This is a genomic window from Streptosporangium sp. NPDC000509, from assembly GCF_042898365.1.
Lineage (GTDB): Bacteria > Actinomycetota > Actinomycetes > Streptosporangiales > Streptosporangiaceae > Streptosporangium.
Genome location: NZ_JBIAYX010000008.1, coordinates 154,973 through 174,309, shown reverse-complemented (window position 1 = coordinate 174,309; position 19,337 = coordinate 154,973). Strand labels below are relative to the sequence as shown.

11 protein-coding genes are annotated in these 19,337 nt (G+C 71.3%); 3 read left to right on the top strand and 8 right to left on the bottom strand.

Features of this window, described 5'->3' with window-relative positions; genetic code table 11:
• The first annotated feature begins 156 nt into the window (after positions 1-156).
• Entirely contained in the window at positions 157-432 is a 276-nt protein-coding gene (locus ACFY3D_RS16690) for a hypothetical protein (protein ID WP_362898520.1), read from the top strand.
• Positions 433-439: 7 nt separating this feature from the next.
• On the opposite strand, the gene ACFY3D_RS16685 is transcribed toward ACFY3D_RS16690, so the two are convergent.
• Both ACFY3D_RS16685 and ACFY3D_RS16680 read right to left on the bottom strand, forming a co-directional pair.
• Positions 440-634, bottom strand: coding sequence for a DUF3046 domain-containing protein (locus tag ACFY3D_RS16685; RefSeq protein ID WP_386199321.1), 195 nt, complete (start codon positions 632-634; stop codon positions 440-442).
• A 184-nt stretch (positions 635-818) separates the two neighbouring features.
• A complete protein-coding gene (locus ACFY3D_RS16680; RefSeq protein WP_350944643.1) occupies positions 819-1,307 on the bottom strand; it encodes a VOC family protein in 489 nt (162 codons plus the stop codon).
• Positions 1,308-1,591: 284 nt separating this feature from the next.
• Here ACFY3D_RS16680 and ACFY3D_RS16675 point away from each other — a divergent pair, with 284 nt between their 5' ends.
• Together ACFY3D_RS16675 and ACFY3D_RS16670 are read left to right on the top strand one after the other, a co-directional pair.
• Positions 1,592-6,478, top strand: a complete 4,887-nt coding sequence (locus tag ACFY3D_RS16675) for an ATP-dependent helicase (RefSeq protein ID WP_389980267.1) — start codon at positions 1,592-1,594, stop codon at positions 6,476-6,478.
• 262 nt (positions 6,479-6,740) lie between these two features.
• A complete protein-coding gene (locus tag ACFY3D_RS16670; protein WP_350944646.1) occupies positions 6,741-6,884 on the top strand; it encodes a hypothetical protein in 144 nt (47 codons plus the stop codon).
• Positions 6,885-7,201: 317 nt separating this feature from the next.
• Here ACFY3D_RS16670 and ACFY3D_RS16665 read toward each other — a convergent pair whose 3' ends face one another.
• The 6 genes from ACFY3D_RS16665 to ACFY3D_RS16640 are packed head-to-tail and all read right to left on the bottom strand — an operon-like array spanning position 7,202 to position 19,029.
• A complete protein-coding gene (locus ACFY3D_RS16665; protein WP_389980265.1) occupies positions 7,202-12,847 on the bottom strand; it encodes an amino acid adenylation domain-containing protein in 5,646 nt (1,881 codons plus the stop codon).
• Positions 12,844-14,049 (bottom strand): 2-oxo acid dehydrogenase subunit E2, encoded by a 1,206-nt coding sequence (locus ACFY3D_RS16660; protein WP_389980263.1) that lies wholly within the window; start codon positions 14,047-14,049, stop codon positions 12,844-12,846. The genes ACFY3D_RS16665 and ACFY3D_RS16660 overlap by 4 nt, the downstream gene beginning before the upstream one ends.
• Positions 14,042-15,025 (bottom strand): alpha-ketoacid dehydrogenase subunit beta, encoded by a 984-nt coding sequence (locus tag ACFY3D_RS16655; protein WP_389980261.1) that lies wholly within the window; start codon positions 15,023-15,025, stop codon positions 14,042-14,044. Before ACFY3D_RS16655 ends, ACFY3D_RS16660 begins: the two co-directional genes overlap by 8 nt.
• Entirely contained in the window at positions 15,016-15,939 is a 924-nt protein-coding gene (locus ACFY3D_RS16650; RefSeq protein ID WP_389980259.1) for a thiamine pyrophosphate-dependent dehydrogenase E1 component subunit alpha, read from the bottom strand. Before ACFY3D_RS16650 ends, ACFY3D_RS16655 begins: the two co-directional genes overlap by 10 nt.
• A complete protein-coding gene (locus ACFY3D_RS16645) occupies positions 15,932-17,575 on the bottom strand; it encodes a condensation domain-containing protein (protein ID WP_389980257.1) in 1,644 nt (547 codons plus the stop codon). Before ACFY3D_RS16645 ends, ACFY3D_RS16650 begins: the two co-directional genes overlap by 8 nt.
• Positions 17,575-19,029 carry a class I adenylate-forming enzyme family protein gene (locus ACFY3D_RS16640; protein ID WP_389980255.1) on the bottom strand — a complete coding sequence of 485 codons (1,455 nt, stop codon included), beginning with the start codon at positions 19,027-19,029 and terminating at the stop codon, positions 17,575-17,577. The genes ACFY3D_RS16645 and ACFY3D_RS16640 overlap by 1 nt, the downstream gene beginning before the upstream one ends.
• Positions 19,030-19,337 lie beyond the last annotated feature (308 nt).

The window sequence follows — 19,337 nt, the reverse complement described above, 5'->3', positions numbered from 1 at the left end:
CGTGGCGCCAGGCGCTGTGGGCACCGGCGGCGGGAGAACCGCCCCGGAGAACCCGGAACCCATCCGAAAGGCGACATTTCCAAGAATTACCTGGAGCCTGTTGTAACCGGGCTGACCTGGGGTGATCCTGAGGGGAAACGACCCGAGGTGCCCGACGTGCCCAACGCGTTCACACAGCAACGCCTAGCCCATCTCGACTCCCTCGCCGCCGAACTGCGACAACGGGGGATGGTGAGCCGCACCCTCGGCGGCACCGCCCCCGTGCTGTGGGTGTGGCATCCCGACAGTCACCGGCAGACGATCGTCTTCGCCACGCCGGTCAAGGACGGCTGGCTGTTCCTGTGGGCACCGGACGGCGAGGAGAGCGCCGACGATCCCGCGCACGCGGCCGAGGTGGTGGAGAGGCTCCTCGTCCCGCTTCCCGAATCCTGACCGGCTCTCAGCGGAGCCTGGGTGAGACGTCGGTCACCCCGCACACGGCGTGCCAGACCTCCTTCGCCCCCACGCCGTCGGCCAGCGCCTGGACCACGGTCCGACCGCCGAGGTCGGCGATGACGTAGTCGTTGGCCCATGAGTCGGCGTACTGGTCACCGAAGTGTGACTTCATCCGCTTCCAGAATTCCGACAGGCGCATACCCCAAGTATGGGTCCACTCCGGGGTGGGGGAGCCCGTTCCGAGACGCCGCCTGACCGCGAACCACCCCGTCTCCCGATTTCCCGTCCAGGTCCGCCGGGACCTGGACGGGAGACGTACGGGGGAAGGCCCGTCGCCGGTGAGAACGCGGGCGGCCGAGGTCCGGGATGAGGAGGCGGAGTCGTCAGAGCACTCGGGAGCCGTACATCTCGCCGAGGGGGTCGGCGAGCAGCTCCAGGCGTGCGCCGTCGGGGTCGGCGAAGTAGATGGACGCGCCACTCTCGACCTGGTGCGGCACTCCCGCCGCCTCCAGCTTGCCCCGCAGGCGCTCCCACGTGGAGGGATCGACGGAGATGGCGATGTGGTGGAGCCCGCCGAGAACCTCTTTGTAGGGGCCGAGGTCCAGGCCGGGGAAGTCGAAGAAGGCGAGGAGGTTGCCGTTGCCGATGTCGAAGAAGAAGTGGTTCGACCCCCGGTAGTCGCGGTTCTCGAAGATCTCCGTGAGCGGGAACTCCAGGAGGTCCTGGTAGAACGCGATCGTCGTCTCGACGTCGGAGGAGATCAGCGCGAAGTGGTGCAACCCCCTCGCGCTGCTCGGCGGGCGGTGCTCCCTGAGGTGCTCCGCCTTGATCCGCTCGCGTGTCGCCTCGATGGCCTGATGGTCGATGCTCACCGTTAGCTCACCACTCAATGCGTCGTGTGTTCGTCGAAGTCGTGTCCGTGACGACAGGGGGCCAACCTATCCCGGACGCCATGTCATGGCCGCAGGGCGTCGGGAAGACCCCGGGAGGCGTGATCTCCCTCGTTCCCGCCGCGAGGCCGGTTCGTGTGTCCGCAGGTGACGCGCGGTCCGTCCACTCCCGCCCGCCGGTCGGCGGTGGCGGGTTCTGTCGGTGGGACCGTGCAGTATGGGCGGTGACCCGGTTGGTCGGCGGACCGGGAGCCAGGGGGGCGGCGATGAGCGAGGCAACGGGCACGGGCGGCGCGCTCGACCACTTCACCCGGATGACCAGAGACTGGTTCACCGGGGCGTTCTCCGCGCCGACCGCCGCGCAGGAGGGGGCGTGGGCGGCGATAGCCCGGGGTGACAACACCCTGGTGGTCGCGCCCACCGGCTCCGGCAAGACGCTCGCCGCCTTCCTGTGGTCGCTCGACCGGCTCGCCTCCGCCCCTCCCCCCGACGCCGAGACCTCCGGTACGGGTCAGGCGGGCGGTGCGGGCTCGCGGCGCGGGCGGGGACGTTCTCGCGGGGACGGCGAGCCGGCGAGGCGGTGCCGGGTCCTGTACGTGTCGCCGCTCAAGGCTCTCGCCGTCGACGTCGAGCGCAACCTCCGGGCCCCGCTCGCCGGGCTGAGGCAGACCGCGCGGCGGCTCGGTCTGCCGGTGCCGGAGATCTCGGTGGCGATCCGGTCGGGCGACACCTCCCCCGAGGAGCGGCGCCGGTTCGCGACCAGGCCGTCCGACATCCTGATCACCACCCCCGAGTCGCTGTTCCTGCTGCTCACCAGCCAGGCCCGCGAGGCGTTACGCGACGTGGAGACGGTCGTCGTCGACGAGGTGCACGCGGTGGCGGCCACCAAGCGCGGCGCGCACCTCGCCCTCAGCCTGGAGCGGCTCGACACCCTCCTGCCCAGGCCCGCCCAGCGGATCGGCCTGTCCGCGACCGTACGCCCGGTGAGCGAGGTGGCCGCCTTCCTGGGGGGGACGCGCCCGGCGACAGTGGTCCAGCCGCCCTCCGAGAAGGAGATCGCGGTCAAGGTGGTCGTCCCGATCGAGGACATGACCGAGCTCGACACGCCTCCCCCCGCCCCCGCCCCCGACGACGACCGCTGGCTGACGGAGACCCCGGCCAGGCGGTCGATCTGGCCGCATGTGGAGGAGCGGCTGTTCGAGCTGATCGGCGACCACGCTTCCACGATCGTGTTCGCCAACTCCCGGCGGCTCGCGGAGAGACTGTGCACCCGCCTCAACGAGCTGGCGTGGGAGCGACGGGACGACGGCGGGGAGCGGGCGGCGGCGGAGGGCGCGGGAGCGGAGCCGGTGCACTGGGCCGAGGGGTTCCCCGTGCCACCGGCCTCCATCTCCACCCCTGCGGCGATGATGGCGCAGGCCGGTGCGGCCAAGGGGGTCGTCCCTGAGATCGTGAGAGCCCACCACGGTTCGGTGTCGAAGGAGGAGCGCTCCCAGATCGAGGAGGCGCTCAAGTCCGGGCGGCTGCCCGCCGTGGTCGCGACCTCCAGCCTGGAGCTCGGCATCGACATGGGCGCGGTCGACCTGGTGGCGTGTGTCGGGGCACCGCCGAGCGTGGCGAGCGGCCTGCAGCGGATCGGCCGGGCCGGGCACCAGGTGGGGGCCGTCTCGCGCGGCGTGATCTTCCCCAAATACCGGGGGGACCTGGTCCAGACGGCGGTGGTGGCCGAGCGGATGAGGAGCGGGGAGATCGAGGATCTGCGCTACCCGCGCAACCCCCTCGACGTGCTCGCCCAGCAGATCGTCGCGATGACCGCGCTGGACGAGTGGACGGTCGACGAGCTGGAGGAGGTCGTGCGGCGGGCCGCCCCCTACCGGACGCTGCCCAGGAGCGCGCTGGAGGCGACGCTCGACATGCTCGCCGGGCGATACCCGAGCGAGGAGTTCGCCGAGCTGCGGCCGCGCATCGTCTGGGACCGGGTGACCGGCACCCTGCGGGGCCGTCCCGGAGCCCAGCGGCTCGCGGTCACCAACGGCGGCACCATCCCCGACCGGGGATTGTTCGGCGTGTTCCTGGTCGGAGAGAAGTCCTCCCGGGTGGGCGAGCTGGACGAGGAGATGGTCTACGAGTCGCGGGCCGGTGACGTGTTCGTGCTGGGCGCGACCTCCTGGCGGATCGAGGAGATCACGGCCGATCGGGTGCTGGTCACGCCCGCCCCCGGCCAGCCGGGAAAGCTCCCGTTCTGGCATGGCGACACCGCGGGGCGGCCCGCGGAGCTGGGGAGGGCCATCGGCGCGTTCCTCCGCGAGATGTCGGCGGCGGGCGCGGACGCCGGAGTGGGAGGCGGAGGCACCCGGAGCCCGGGGACGGGAGCGGCGGAGGCGAGAAGCGCCGGAGCGGGAGGCACGGGAGACGGAGAGAGGAGGAAAGCGAAAGCGGGGGACGGGAAGACGGGTAAGGCCGAAGCGGGCGACGCGGCGCGGGAGGGCGCCCTGGAGAGGATCAGGGCGGCGGGACTGGACGAGTTCGCCGCGGCCAACCTGCTCTCCTACCTGGCCGAGCAGCGGCAGGCGACCGGCTACGTGCCGGACGACAGGACGTTGCTGGTCGAGCGCTTCCACGACGAGCTGGGCGACTGGCGGGTGGTGGTGCACTCCCCGTACGGTGCCCGGGTGCACGCGCCGTGGGCGCTGGCGATCGGGCGGCGGCTGCGGGAGCGCTACGGCGTCGACGTGCAGGCCGTGCACTCCGACGACGGGATCGTGCTGCGTGTTCCCGACACGCTCTCCGATCCTCCGTCCGATGTCGCGATCTTCGACGCGGACGAGATCGAGCGGATCGTCACCGAGGAGTTGGGCGGCTCGGCGCTGTTCGCGGCGCGGTTCCGCGAGTGCGCGGGAAGATCCCTGCTGTTGCCGCGCCGCGTGCCGGGCAGGCGGTCGCCGCTCTGGCAGCAGCGGCAGCGCGCCTCGCACCTGCTGAGCGTGGCGGGTCGCTACGGGTCGTTCCCGGTGGTGCTGGAGACGATGCGCGAGTGCCTCCAGGACGTGTTCGACGTGCCGGGGCTGGTCCGGCTGATGCGTGACATCGAGGCGCGGCGGGTCCGGCTGGTGGAGGTCGAGACCGGCCAGGCGTCGCCGTTCGCGGCGTCGCTGCTGTTCAACTACATCGGCGCGTTCATGTACGAGGGCGACGCCCCGCTGGCCGAGCGACGCGCCCAGGCGCTCGCGCTCGACACGAGCCTGCTGGCCGAGTTGCTCGGCCAGGCGGACCTGCGCGAGCTGCTCGACCTCGATGTGATCACCGACACCGAGCGGGAGCTGGCCCGGCTGGACAGGCCGCTGCGCGACGCCGAGGACCTGGCCGACCTGCTTCGCTCCCACGGCCCCCTCGTGGCCGAGGACGTCGGCGTGCGCGAGGGCGACCCCGCGTGGCTGACCGCGCTGGAGGGCTCCCGGCGGGCCATCAGGGTGCGGGTGGCGGGGCAGGAGCGGTGGGCGGCGATCGAGGACGCCGCCCGGCTGCGCGACGCGCTCGGCGTGCCGCTGCCCGTGGGTGTGCCGCACGCGTTCCTGGAGCCGGTCGACGACCCGCTGGGCGACCTGCTCGCCCGGCACGCCCGTACGCGCGCCCCCTTCCTCGCGAGCACCGCCGCGGCCAGGTTCGGCCTCGGTGCCGCGGTCGTCACCGACGCGCTGCGCCGCCTGGCCGCCTCGGGGCGGGTGGTGAGCGGGGAGTTCAGGCCGGGGGGCCGCGGTGAGGAGTGGTGTGACGCGGGGGTGCTGCGGATGCTGCGCCGCCGGTCCCTCGCCAGGCTCCGCAAGGAGGTGGAGCCGGTCTCCCCGGAGACCCTGGCCGCCTTCGCGCCCGCCTGGCACGGCATCAGCGGCTCTCCCCCACGGGGCAGGCCGCCGATCGACGCGCTGGTGGGCGCGATCGAGCAGTTGCAGGGTGCGGCGGTGCCCGCGTCGGCGTTGGAGACGCTCATCCTGCCCTCGCGGGTGCCCGGATACGACCCGTCGCTCCTGGACGAGCTGACCGCCTCGGGCGAGGTGGTCTGGGCAGGGCAGGGGTCCTTGCCAGGCGGTGACGGCTGGGTGTCGCTCTACTTCGCCGACACCGCGCCGCTGCTGATGCCCCCTCCCGCCGACGTCACCCTGACGCCGGTGCACGAGGCGGTGCTGGAGGTTCTCGGCGGCGGGGGCGCGCTGTTCTTCCGCGAGCTGGGCAGCCGGGTCGGCGCGCTCCTGACCGGTTCCGTCCCGGATGACCGCGCCCTGTCCGCCGCCGTGTGGGATCTGGTGTGGTCGGGCCGGATCACCGGTGACACGCTCGCGCCGCTGCGGGCCGTCCTCGGAACGGGACGCCCCGCGCATCGCCCGGCCCCGACCAGGCGCCGTCGGGCGGTGCTGCCGACGAGGAGCGGCCCGCCCACCGTGAGCGGGCGCTGGTGGGCACTGCCCGCCCTCGCGGAGGACACCACCCAGCGCGCCCACGCCCAGGCCGAGGTGCTGCTGGAGCGACACGGCGTGGTGACCAGGGGGGCGGTGACCGGCGAGCGGCTGCCGGGCGGGTTCGCCGCCGTCTACCAGGTGCTTCGTGCCTTCGAGGAGAGCGGCCGATGCCGTAGGGGTTACTTCGTGGAAGGGCTGGGCGGCGCCCAGTTCGCCCTTCCCGGCGCCGTCGACCGGATGCGCTCCACATCCCTCTCCCCCACCGGGCCGGACACGGCGCCGGCGCCCGACCCGTGGAGCACGCGGAAGCCGGAGAGGGCGGAGGCGAGCACCCGGCGGGCGGTGGTGCTGGCGGCCGCCGACCCGGCCAATCCGTACGGCGCGGCCCTGCCGTGGCCCGCCCATCCCGGGGAGGTGTCCCACAAGCCGGGCAGAAAGGCCGGGTCCCTGGTGGTGCTCGTCGACGGGCACCTCGCCCTCTACGTCGAGCGCGGCGGCAAGACCCTGCTCTCCTTCTCGGGTGACGACCGTCTCCAGCCCGCCGTCGACGCCCTCGCGCTCGCCGTGCGCGACGGCGCCCTGGGCAAGCTCACCGTCGAGCGGGCGGACGGCACCGCCGTCAACGACTCCCCCCTGGGCGCGGCCCTGGAGTCCGCCGGCTTCCACCCGACCCCGAGAGGGCTGCGTCTGCGGGCATAGAGCACCGTGACCTGTCGTCCGGTCCCACCTCGCGTCGACACGCGTGCCACGTGACCTGTCATCCGGCCCTCGTATCGATACGTGCGCTCCATGCCCCGTTGTCCGGTCCCGCCCGTATCGATACGCGCGCTCCATGACCTGTCATCCGGTCTTGCCCGTGTCGGCGCGTGTGCTCGGCGAGGCGATTGCAGTCGTCCACCACTGGTTCGCAACCGGAGGTTGGGACATTGGCCGCGTTGTCAGATCGAAAGGGGAAACAACGATGGCCAAGGCCAAGCCTCAGCTGTCCGAGCTGGCTGGGATCGGCACCGAGCTGGAGGAGAGCCAGCTCGCGCAGGTCAACGGTGGGTACTACTGGGACTTCTACCACTGGGAGGACTTCGCCCCCGGTGGCTGGGCGTACTGACGCCGCGCGGGTAGCCGGACAGACATGAGAGGACGGGGCGTGGTCGTCGACCGCGCCCCGTCCGTTTTCTCTTCACCCGTTCCTTCCGGCCCTCTCCGAAAGAGGGCCGGGGTCACGCCGCTCAGGACGGGGTCGTCGTCTTCCTGATCGGTTCCGGGAGTAAGCCATCCGGCGGACTCCCGGTGGTGGCCGCCGACAGGTGAGCACTCTGTGTTCCCGGGCCCTGAGTCCTGATGAAAGACCGCGCCTCTGCCGGCCGGCCGGGAGAAGTGATCGCTTTCAGCATGGAGACCCCGCCTTCGGGCGTGGGAAGGACGTCATCTCCGAATCGAGATCACCTCGGCGGTCGGCTCGCCGCGCTCGCGTTCCTCACGCTCGCGCTCCTGGCGCCTCTGGATGGCCTGGAAGCCGACCAGGTCGTCCGGGAGCGCGTCGGGGACGTCGGTGTCGAACCTGGACAGCGTGCGGGTCCGCATCGCGACCAGCGCCGTGACCACGATGGCGACGGCGAACAGCACGTACATCAGGCCGACGCCCCGGCCCTCGCCGGTGCCGAGCACGAGGCCGACCGTGTCGGCCAGCGGCCCTCCGGGGAGCATCAGCGGTTCGAACAGCTCGCTGCCGTACGGGGCGACCAGGCCGAAGCCGACCGGCAGGGTCGACCAGGCGACGAGCGTGTTGAGCGCGATGACGCGACCGTGGAAGCGTTGCGGCACCTTGACCTGGATGATCGTCGCGTAGACGCCGTTGAGCATGGTCAGCCAGAACGACATGCCGAAGGCGCCGATCCCGATCAGGATCAGGTTCTGCTGCAGACCGGTGACCAGGCAGAAGACGCCGAGCACGAGGGTGGAGAGCATGACGCCGCGCAGCCGCTGCCGTCGCGGGCCTCCCCAGACGGTCATGGTCAGGCCGCCGAGGAAGACGCCGAGACCGCCGAAGAAGGAGATCCGGCCGACGTCGTCCAGGGTGGCGAAGCCCAGGACGAGCGGTGAGATGAGCAGGAACAGCGGGGACAGGAAGATGTTCAGCACCGCGAAGAAGAACAGCATGCCGCGGAAGCCCCGGTTGCCCCAGGAGAACTTCCAGCCCTCGACCATCTCGGCGACCAGCGACTCCCTGCGCTTCCACGCCATCGTCTTCGGGAAGCGGACGAAGAGCAGCACGCTGATCGCGAAGACGTACGCGGCGACGTCCAGGACGAGGATGCCCTCCAGCCCGATCGCGGCCATCAGGCCGACCGCGGCCAGCGGGACGACGAGCTGAGCGGTACCGGTGACCATCTGGACCACACCGTTGGCGTGCCCGAGGAAGCGTTTGGGCACCAGTTGCGGGATGGCGGAGTTGTAGGCGAGGCGCTGGAAGGTCAGCGCGATCGACAGCAGCACAAGGAGCGGGTAAATGTGCCAGATCTGCAGGTTGCCGGTCCACAGCAGGATGCCCAGTGTCAGCTGGGTGCCGAACGCGCCGATGTCTCCGGCGATCATGATCTTACGCCGGTCGTGGCGGTCGACGAGGGCTCCCGCCAACGGGGAGACCAGCATGCCGGGGACGAGCGCGAGGACGGAGAAGAGGGCGAACCTGGCGAGCGAGTCGGTGGTGATGTAGATCCACAGCGGGATGGCGAACTCGGTGAGCGACGACCCGACGATCGAGACGAGCTGCCCGCCCGCCACGACGGCGAACCGTTTCATGCTGGGCGGAGGTCCCGAGCGTGCCGGGGTGCCCGTCGCGAGCGGGTCTGTCGTCCCCGGTGGCGCGCCGCCCGTACCGGAGCCGGGAAGGGCGGACGCCGCGGAGTCAGGACCGGTGGAGTCAGGACCGGCGGGGGCGACCGGTCCCGCACCGGTGATCGCGGGTGCCGTCGTCGCCGGGGCGACTTCGGCGAGGTCGTCCTGGGTGGAGACGCCGCCGAGCCACCAGGTGGACCGGTCGGTGCGGGCCAGCTTGGCCGTGTCACCCGAGGCGATGGCCCGGTGGGTGCCGGTGACGATGGTCGCGAGCTCTTCCGCCCGATATTTCAGGAAAAAGTGCCCGGCCTCGTCGAGGACGACCACGGCCGTGGAGCCGGTGAGGAGATGCCACTCGCGGTAGCGCTCCTGGTAGAACTCGGTGGCCGGGTCGCGGTCGCCCGCCACGGAGATGATCGGCGCCTTGAGCGGCTCGACGCCCTCCTCGAAGAGGCGGGTGAAGTAGCGCTCCGCCTCCTTGGTGCCCTTGCGACGGTTGTCGATCATCAGCTTGAGCTGGTCGCGCTCCAGGTCCTCCACGTCGAGGCCCGCGGCCTGCAGGGCGTTCGCCCAGACCTGGTCGCTGCGGAGGCGGTCGGTCAGGTTCGACAGCTTGGCCAGCACCGAGGTGGGGCGGGCGAAGGGGAAGATGCCGCCGAGGTAGATCGCCTCGACCGGGCGGCCCGCGGCCTCCAGACGGCGAGCGATCTCCACGGTCAGCATGACGCCGAGCCCGCAGTGCCCGTACAGCGCGAGCGGGCCTCGGATGTCCTTGAGGATCTCGTCCACGCAGCCCTGCGCGACCTCCGCCACCGGCCGGGTCTCCTCGATCAGCCCCATCTCCTGGCCGGGGACGGCGACCGCGTGCAGCGCCCAGTTCTGGGGCAGCCTGTCGGCCAGCGGCTGGTAGATGGCGGCGCTGCCGCCGCCGTACGGCACGCAGACCAGGGTCGAGGTGGCCGCGCGGGCTGGGGTGAGCCGGTGCAGCAGCATGCGCGGGCCGTCGTCGGCCGTCTCGACGAGCCGCGCCAGCTCGCGGACGGTCCGGTGCTTGAACAGGTCCAGGATCGTGACCTGGCGCCCGCCTTCAGGAATGGCTTTCCGAAGGCGGGCGACCACCTGTGCGGCGAGCAGCGAATGACCGCCCAGGTCGAAGAAGTCGTCCAGCACGCCGACCTGTACCAGGCCGAGCACCTTCGCCCACACCTCGGCGATCGCCTCTTCGAGAGGCGTCTCCGGCGGGACGAATCCGGCTTCCTGGTCGGGCCGCGCCTCGTCGGGTTCGGGCAGCCTGGCCCGGTCGACCTTGCCGTGCGACTTCAGGGGCAGCTCGTCCAGCCAGACGAACCGCCCGGGGATCATGTACTCGGGGAGCCGTTCACCGAGCCGCGCCCGCAGCTCGCTGACGCTGATCTGGTCTCCGGCGACCTCGCCGACCACGTACGCGACCAGCCGGTCCCCGCGCAGGTCGACGACGGCGTGGGCGATCCCCGGCTGGTCGGCGAGCACCGACTCGATCTCCGGCAGCTCCACCCGGTAGCCCCTGACCTTGACCTGCAGGTCGCGGCGGCCGAGGAAGCACAGGTCGCCCGAGGGCAGCCACCGGCCGAGGTCACCGGTCCTGTACATGCGGGCGCCGGGCCCGCCGTACGGGTCGGGCAGGAATCTCTCGGCCGTCAGGCCGGGCCGCCCGAGATATCCGCGGGCGAGCCGGTCGCCGCCGAGGTAGATCTCGCCGGTCATGCCGGGCGGGACCAGCCGCAGGTGCTCGTCGAGCACGTAGACCGCGGCCCCGGGCAGCGGTCTGCCGATCGGCAGGTTCAGCGCCCGCTCGTGCTCGCCGGTGACGGCGTGGGTGGAGATGCCGACCGTCGCCTCGGTGGGGCCGTAGTGGTTGACCACCGTGGTGTGCGCGGTCAGCTCGCGGGCCCAGCTCCACCGGGAGGCCTCTCCGCCGAGGACGAGGAGCTTGCGCGGGAGCAGCTGCGCGGGGTCGTCCACCGCGGCGAGCAGCGAGGCGAGGTGGGAGGGGGTCATCTTCAGGTAGTCGGTGCCGCTCAGCAGCCCGGCGAGCTCCTCGGCGGGGGCCTGCGGGTCGGCCAGGTGCAGCTCTCCGCCGGTCATGAGCGACAGGTAGAAGATCGTCACCCCGAAGTCGAACGAGAGCGACTGCAGCAGGGTGTAGACCCCACCGGGTTCGACCTCGAAGCGCTCCTCGACCCCGGCGAGATAGTTGAGCACCTGCCGGTGCTGCACCCCGACGCCCTTCGGCCGCCCGGTGGTCCCCGACGTGTAGATCACGTACGCGAGATGGCCGGGCGACACCTCCGGTGGCTCGAACCCGGTCTCGTCAAGCGCCTCGGAGTCCAGGCGGATCGTCGGCGCGCCGGCGACGTCGGGAAGCAGGTCGCTCAGGGCGGAGGTGGTCAGGACGGCGACGGCTCCGGCGTCGGCGAGCATGTACGCCAGCCGGTCACGGGGCTGCTTGGGGTCGAGGGGCACGTAGGCGCCACCGGCCTTCAGCACGCCGATGACGGCCGCGGCCAGGTCGGTGGACTGGTCGAGGAAGACGCCCACCCTGGTGTCGGGGCCCACGCCGTGACGGTTCCTCAGCAGGGCGGCGATCCTGGTGGAACGCTCGTCGAGCTCGGCGTACGTCAGCGAGCCGCCCGCCGTCGACGCCGTACCCGGCCCTGAGCCGCCGCGCGTGGCGGGCAGCGTGGTCGAGACGGGCGAGCCCTCGTGGACCACGGCCGTCGCACCGGGCGTGAGCGCGGCCCGCGCGGTGACGAGGTCGTGCAGCAGGTCGTGACCCGACGGCCGGAGCGCGGGACCCGAGCCGAAGCCCAGGACCCTCTCCCGCTCCTCGTCGGAGAGCAGCGACAGCTCGCCCACCCGCGTGTCCGGGTCCGCCACGATCGAGCGCAGCAGCGTCTCGAAGCGCGCCGCCAGCAGTTCCACGGTCTCCGGGTCGAAGAGCGCGGTGCTGTAGGCGAGGTGGCCGACCAGCCCGTCCGGGCTCTCGAACAGGTAGAGGCCGAGGTCGAAGCGGGTCGTCCTCGCCGGGAGCGTGAGGTAGGAGACGCGCCCGTCCTCCTCTCCCGCCTTGAAGTTCTGCAGCGCGAAGGTGACCTGCGCGAGCGGCGACCGGCTCACGTCACGGATCACGTTCAGTTCGTTGACCAGCTGGTCGAACGGGAGCTCCTGGTGCGCGTAGGCGTCCAGCGCGCTCTCGCGCGTCCTGGCGAGGAAGGTGGTGAACGACGGGTCGTCGGCCAGGTCCGCGCGCAGGACCAGGGTGTTGACGAACATGCCGACGACCCCGTCCAGCTCGGGCAGCCCGCGCCCGGCGACCGGGGAGCCGACCGCGAAGTCCGTCTGTCCCGAGTAGCGGGCCAGCAGGACCTGGAAGGCGGCGAGCAGCGTCATGTACGGCGTGGCGCCGGCCTCGGCACCCAGCTCGGTGAGCCGCCTGGTGAGGTCGGCGTCCACCCGGACGTCGAGGGCGGCTCCCTCGTGGCGCTGCTCGGCGGGGCGCGGTCTGTCGGTGGGCAGCTCGATCGCGGGCAGCCCGGCGAGCCGGTCGCGCCAGTGGTCGATCTCGCGGCGGTGGTCGCGGCCCCGCTGCCAGAGGGCGTAGTCGCCGTAGCCGACCGGTGCGGGCGGCGGGGTCCCGCCGTCGTGCAGGACGAGCAGCTCGCGGATGAGCAGGTCGCTGGACCAGCCGTCGATGACGGTGTGGTGGGCGGCGATGAGGAGGACGTGGTCGTCGGGCGCGATCCTCACCAGCACGGTGCGGAAGAGCGGGCCGTGCTCCAGGTCGAACGGGACGGCGAGGTCGGCGTCGAGCAGCTCGATCGCGGCGTCCACGCCGTCCGCCTCGACGACGCGCAGCGCGGCCGGACCCGGCTCGTCGATGACGAGTTCCGGGGTGCCGTCGTCGGTGGTGAGGAACCGCGTCCGCAGGGCCTCGTGGCGCGCGACGAGCTCGTCCAGCGCCCGGCGCAGCGCGTCTTCGTCCAGCTCACCGCGCAGACGCACCGCGACGGGGACGGTGTAGGTGGTGGTGCCCGGCCGGTACTGCTCAAGGAACCACAGGCGTTCCTGGGCGTGGGACAGGGGCGGGACGGTTCCTGAGGCGCGGCGGGCGACGGTGGCCCGTGACTCTCCGCGGCTCTTGAGCCGCCTGGCGAGCAGCGCCTTCTTGGCGTCCGACAGTGTTGTCTCGGTCACGCTTGTAACTCCATCCGGAGGGCCGCGAGGAAGAGCGCGGCGTCCCGTCCGTTGATCAGCCGATGGTCGTAGGCGAGGCCGATGTTGGCGACGGTTCTCATCGTCACCGTGCCGTCCTCGGCGAGTCGCGGTTCGGGCTGCGGCGAGGTGATCGCGAGAGCGCAGACCGTACCGGGGAAGATGAGGGGGATCGCGAGGATGACGTCGGCGTCGGTGTGCAGGGTGACGGCGATGTTGGCACCGGTGAGGTCCTTCTCGCGGAAGTCCCCCTCGGTGGCGGCGAGCCGGTAGCGCATGAGCGCGTCGGCGATGGCCTTGAGCGAGCCGGTGTCGTGGACGACCGGCACGTACAGGCCCTCTCCCATGTCGAAGGTGACGCCGACGCGCGGGGCGTCGGCCGGATGTACCCGGTCACCGTCGACCGAGGCGAAGAACAGCGGGAACGCCGGGTGCAGTGCGGCCACGGCCTGGACGAACAGCTCCGCCGGCCCGACCGGCCTGCGTACCTCCCTGCTCAGCCCCTTGGCCCGCTCCAGCAGCGGGCCCACCTCGAACTTCACCACGGTGTACGCGGCGGGGATGGTCGCGTGCGAGGTGGTGACGGCACGCGCGACGGCACGCTGCACCCGCGAGAGGCGGTGCGCGCCCGGGTCCGCGGCCGGTTCCCGCGCGTCCTGCCGCTCCTTCCGCGCGCCTTCGTGCACGTCTTCGTGCACGTCGGAGGCCGTCTGCCCGGTACGGCGGCGGACCAGGGCCTCCACGTCGGTCCTGCGGACGACGGCGAGGCCCAGGGACGCGACCTCGGCGTGGGAGACGCCGAGTTCCTCCATCGCCACCCGCGCGGGAGCGGTGACGACCGGCTCGGCCACCGGCGCGTCCCGCTGCCGCACCGCGTCCTCGGAGACCACCGGGGCGGGCACGCCGGTGACCGGCGCGGGTACGTCGGTGACCGGGGCGGGCTGCGGAACCGCCTCGGCGGTGATGCGGGCGAGGAGCGCGCCCGGAGCGATCCAGCTGTCGAGGGCGGCGACGTGGTGCAGGTAGCCGCTCTCCCCCGCCTCCAGCTCGTCGGCCGCCTTGGAGGTCTCCAGTACGGCGATCGGCTCTCCCGCGACGACGGGCTTTCCGTTCCCGACGAGCCACTCGACGACCAGGTACTCGGTGTCGTTGTTGTTGAGTTTGGGAACGTGGATGTCAGCCACGCAGAGCCTCCCGTACGGCGTGGTGGATCGTGGACTCCCCGGCCAGGACCTCGTTCTCCAGGTGCGCGGCGGTGGGGATCACGGAGTCCCGCGAGTGGACGAGGCGGACGGGTCCTCGCAGACGGTCCCAGAGACGGGCGTGCAGCAGGTGGGCGACCTCGCTGCCCCAGGTGCCCCCGGCGGTGCTCTCCTCCGCGACCAGGACGACGTCCCCGAGGTGGGGCAGCAGCGTGCCGACGTCCAGCGGGTAGAGCCGGGAGGGGACGAGCAGCCGGGCGGAGATCTCCTCCTCCATCATCAGGGAGCGCATCGCGCCCAGCACCCGGTGGACCATTCCGCCGGGAGCGATGACCACGCAGTCGGGACGGTCACCCGCGTCGCGGATGTCCACCACGGCCAGGTCCCCGTCGCGGCGCATCAGGAACAGCGGGTCCACCCGTTCCATCTGCCGGGTGTAGAGGACCTTGTCCTCGAAGAACACGCACGGCTCGCCCCGTTCCAGCATCGCCGCGAACACCGCGCGGTTGTCATGGAAGGGGGACATCTCGTACAGCGACAGTCCCGGCATGCCGACGAAGTGCTTCTGCAGGCTCTGGCTGTGCGTGGGACCGTAGCCCCGGCCGCCACCGGTGGGGCAGCGCACCACCATTCGCAGCGGCAGCCGCCTGCCGTACATCGACACCGACTTGCCGGCGAAGTTGCACAGCTGGTCGAAGGCGAGCGCCACGAAGTCGCCGAACATGATCTCGGCCACGGCCGTGTTACCGGCGAGCGCCAGTCCCGCCGCGACGCCGGTGAGCGCGCCCTCGCTGATCGGGGTGCCGATCACCCGCTCGGGAAAGCGGGTGGAGAGCCCCTTGGTGATTTTGAAGGCGCCGCCGTACGGGTCGAGGATGTCCTCGCCGAGCACGTAGGCGGTGTGGTCGTCGTTCAGCAGCCCGTGCAGGGCCGCGTTGAGGTTCTCCGCTACACGCACGATCCCTCCCAGCGGGAGAGGGGGCGCGCGGCCACCTCGTCGGCGACGGCCTCGACCTCGGCCTTGACGACGCCGTCGAGCCGGTGGAAGTGCTCGGGGTGGTCGTGGGCGTAGCGGGCGTACCAGTCGTTCTCCCTCGCGGCCTGTACGACGTCGGCCGGGCGGATGTCGTCGCCCTTGCTGTGCGGCCCGAGGCGGTGGGTGACGAACTCGACCACCAGAGGCTGCCCCTCGCGCACCCGCGCGATCTCGCGTTCCAGCGAGAGGCGGATCTCGTTGACGTCGGTGGAGACGACCAGCCGGTGCGTGATGCCGAAGGCCGCCGCCCGGCCGGCCACCGTCCCGGCCATCTGCGAGGCGGTCGGAGTGGACTGGGCGATGCCGTTGTTCTCCACCACGACGAGCAGCGGGAGCCGCCAGAGCGCGGCGAGGTTCAGCGCCTCGTAGACCGCGCCCTCGCCCCAGGTGCCGTCGCCGATGTGGACGCAGGCGAGGGTGCCGGGCTCGGAGCGCTTGAGGTGCAGCGCGACACCGGCGGCGACCGGCATGCTCTCACCCTGAACGCCGGTGGACATGTAGCGGTCGCGGTGGATGTGCTGGCTGCCGCCGACACCCCCGCAGACCGCGCCCTCCCTGCCCATGATCTCGGCGAGCAGGCCGTGCGGGTCGCGGAACCTGGACAGGTAGTGGCCGTGTCCCCGGTGGTTGCTGAAGACGTGGTCGGCCGGGCCGAGCAGGGATCGCAGCGCGACCGGGACGTACTCCTGGCCGAGGCAGGTGTGCGTGGTGCCGTTGAGGTCGCCCCTGCCGTACAACTCCAGGAGCTTGAGCTCGAAGTGCCTCACCAACAGCAGGAGTTCCAGGTCGTCGTCGGCGAGGCGGGAGAGACGGAGGCCGTCGAGGATCTCAGTCATCGCCGAGGGAGTCCACGATCCCGGCGATTGTCGGGTTGTCGAAGAAGTCGTCGAGGGAGACCTCGATGTCCAGGCGCTTGCGCATCCGGGCGATGATCTGCGTGATGGTGAGGGAATGGCCCCCCAGATCGAAGATGTCGTCGTCATCGGCGATCGGTGATATGCCGAGCACCTCTTCCCAGATCTCGCGTACCTGGTCGTTCAGCGTGGTGACGGAACCCATCTCGTCCTCCAGAATTTCGTGCAGTGTCAGGTTGGGGTTGTGCGTGGCGCGTTCCAGAAGGAGACGCAGGTCGTCGGCGACCCTGGCGGCGTCGGGCACCGTCTCGGGGTCGTGGCGCAGGCTGATCTCCAGCCCGCCGGGACCGTCCACGCACTGCAGGTGCAGCGCGCCGCGTACCGCGTGGTTGAAGACGGTCCACTCCACCGACGCGTCGAGCCCGGTGAACACCGGGTCCGCGTCGCGGCGGGTGCGGTAGCTGACGGAGACGGGGACGAGCGCGGCGTGCGGTCTGAGGCGGGGCATCGCCCGGGAGAGCGGCACCTGGCGGAAGCGGTAGATCTCCCTCAGTTCGGTGCGCAGCGCGGTGGCGAACTCGCGGAAGGTCGCCTCGGGGGACGGACCGGAGGCGACCGGGAGTTCGTTGACGAACAGACCGACGTGTCCCGCGGCCTCGGGGGTCCGGGTCGACAGGTCGACGGCGGTGGTGACCGCGGTGTTGCCGTAGCCGAGGAGCAGGGTGTGCAGCGCGGCGAGCAGCACCTCGAACCGGGTCAGGACGGGGGTGGAGGAGAGGTCCCGCGACGGGTCCGGCTCGATCGACGGGTTCACGGTGAACCGCAGCACCCGGCCCTCGGCCGCTCGCCGGGATCTCAGCGCGCGGCCGAGAACGACGGTCTCGCCGGGATCGCGCCAGCGGGGCTTCCAGAACTCGCGCGCGGCGGGAAGCAGGGCGGCCACCCGGTCGCGCTCGGCCCGGCCGTGGTCGATTTCCGGCAGCGGGGGCGGCGGCGCGCCGTTGTAGAAGGCGGCCAGATCGCGCACCAGGATGTCCTTCGACTGCCCGTCGAAGATCAGATGGTGGGCGACGAAGAGCAGGAGGTTCCGTCCGGGGCCGATCTCGAACAGGGTGAACCTGGCCAGCGGCCCCTTCTCCAGGTCGAACGCGCGCAGGATCTCCTCCCGCACGGCCCGCCCGTACCGCTCGCCGTCCTCACCGCTCTCGCCGTCCCGGGAAGGCGAATGCGGCGAGGGCGAAAGGTCGCGCGTGTCCCCCGCCGCCCCCGCGGCGACATCGGCGGAAGAGGGGATCGTCACCCGGCGTACGGGAACCTCGGCTCCCGGCACCAGCCGCAGCTCGTTGTCCACCTCCGCCACCACATCGCGCAGCATCGGATGCCGGGCGACCACCGCCGCGCAGGCCGCCAGGAGCGCGCCGGTGTCCAGATCGCCGCGCAGGTGGACGAGTATCGGCATGTGATAGGCGGCGCCCCCGCCCACGGTCTGCTCGGTCACCCACATTCCCTGCTGGGTGAACGTGACCTCCGGCAGGCCCGCGGACGTGTTCTCCCGCGAGGTCTCCGAGGTCTCCGCCACCTCGTTCCGTGAAGTGTTCTCGGCGGGGAGACCGGCCATCACTCGCTCTCCGTCATCCGGCGCAGGGCCTTCTTGTCGACCTTGCCGCCGGCGTTGCGCGGCAGGGCGTCGACTGTGATGACGTGCGCGGGCAACTCGTGCGGGGCGAGGCGGTCCTTGAGAAAGATCCGCAGATCCTCGGGCGCGAGGGCCTTTTCGGTGACGAGGGCCACCGCGACGACGGTTCCGAGCACGGGGTGGGGAACCCCGAACGCGGCGGCCTCGATCACCGCGGGGTGCCGGTAGACGACCTCCTCGATGTGGATCGTGGAGACCTTGAAGGCCCCGGACTTCACCACGTCGCTCTCGCGGTCGACGAGGTAGAGGTAGCCCTCGGCGTCGATGTAGCCGAGGTCGCCCATCCGCACCCAGCCGTCGCGGAAGGTCCCGTTCTCGGGGTCGCCGTAGTAGGCGCGCGGTGCCGCGGGGGATCGCATCCAGACCTCCCCGGTCTCTCCCGCCTCTAGTGGCTCCCCCTCCGCGGTGGCGATCCTGACCCGTCCTCCGGCGATGGCGCGGCCGACGCTTCCCGGCCGGTCCGGGTCGAACATCATCACCGTCTGGGCCGGGGCCGCCTCGGTCGAGGTGTAGTAGTTGGTGATCGTCGCTCTGGGGAAGGCCGTGGTCAGCGCCTGGGCGACGGCCGAGGGCAGCGGCGCGGCGGCCGAGCCGAGCAGCAGCACGCTGGACAGGTCGTGCCGTTCGGCCACCTTCGCGTTGATCAGCTCGATGGCCATCGCGGGGACGAGGAAGACCGTTCCCGCGCGGTAGGACTCGATCAGCGAGGCGAAACGGGCCGGGGTGAAGCGCGGCAGCGTCACGACGGCCGGATGGGCGTCGAGCGCGTTGATCAGCATCGCCTGTCCGGCGTTGGTCCCGATCGGGAAGGCGTGGACCAGATGCCGGGAGTGCGCGAACGGGCGGCGTTTGGCACCGCAGCCGTAGGCCAGATTGGCATGGGTCGCCGAGACCCCCTTGGGACGGCCCGTCGTACCGGAGGTGTAGAGGATCTGGGCGAGATCTCCGGGCTCCGGAGGCGCGATATCGGCCTTCTCATAGGAGGTTTCGACGTTCAGACCGTCGACCGTGGCGCTCCAGCCGACCTCGGGCACCGCGAGACCCGGGGCGTGCACGACGCCGGTCGCGCGGCAGTTCTCCAGCATGAGGCGCAGGTCATCGAGGGCGAGGCGGTCGGAGAGCGGTACGCCCACCGCCCCTGCCGCCAGCACCCCGCAGAACGCCACGGCGTAGTCCGCCCAGTCCGCGGCTCCGAACACCAGACCCACCCGGTCGCCTCGGGTGACGCCCCGTGCGACCAGGCTGTTCGCGAGCGCGGTGGACCGCTCGTGCCACTCGCGATAGGTGAGCCGAGCCGAGCCGTGCACGATCAGCGCGACCCCCTCGGGGTCGGCGAGGGCTCGATCCCTGAGCAACTGGGGGACGGTCAGGTTCACCAAGTGAACCTCCCATTAAAGATCGGATGTATGCGCGTTCGGTGTGTGCGAGCACCGAAGGCGCAACAGGAAAGAATCTTTACTATTTAAAATCGAGCGCTAGTCTTACATGATCGTAAGGCTCACACAAGACTTTGGGGAGGGGGTTCACAAAGGAACTGAAAACGCGCGAAAGTGACCCTTGCGCCCTCAGGACGAAGGTGTAACACTGACGACCGCGGAGCTAACTGAAAGGTTTCTTTCCAGAAAGAGACCTTTCCCGACGCCCACTTAACTGGTCAAATAGGCACAGAGTGGGTTTTTTGCGT

Coding starts and splice junctions, on each gene's coding strand:
- ACFY3D_RS16685 (WP_386199321.1), bottom strand. CDS start 634: ATGCGCCTGTCGGAATTCTGGAAGCGGATGAAGTCACACTTCGGTGAC.
- ACFY3D_RS16675 (WP_389980267.1), top strand. CDS start 1,592: ATGAGCGAGGCAACGGGCACGGGCGGCGCGCTCGACCACTTCACCCGG.
- ACFY3D_RS16670 (WP_350944646.1), top strand. CDS start 6,741: ATGGCCAAGGCCAAGCCTCAGCTGTCCGAGCTGGCTGGGATCGGCACC.
- ACFY3D_RS16650 (WP_389980259.1), bottom strand. CDS start 15,939: ATGACTGAGATCCTCGACGGCCTCCGTCTCTCCCGCCTCGCCGACGAC.
- ACFY3D_RS16645 (WP_389980257.1), bottom strand. CDS start 17,575: ATGGCCGGTCTCCCCGCCGAGAACACTTCACGGAACGAGGTGGCGGAG.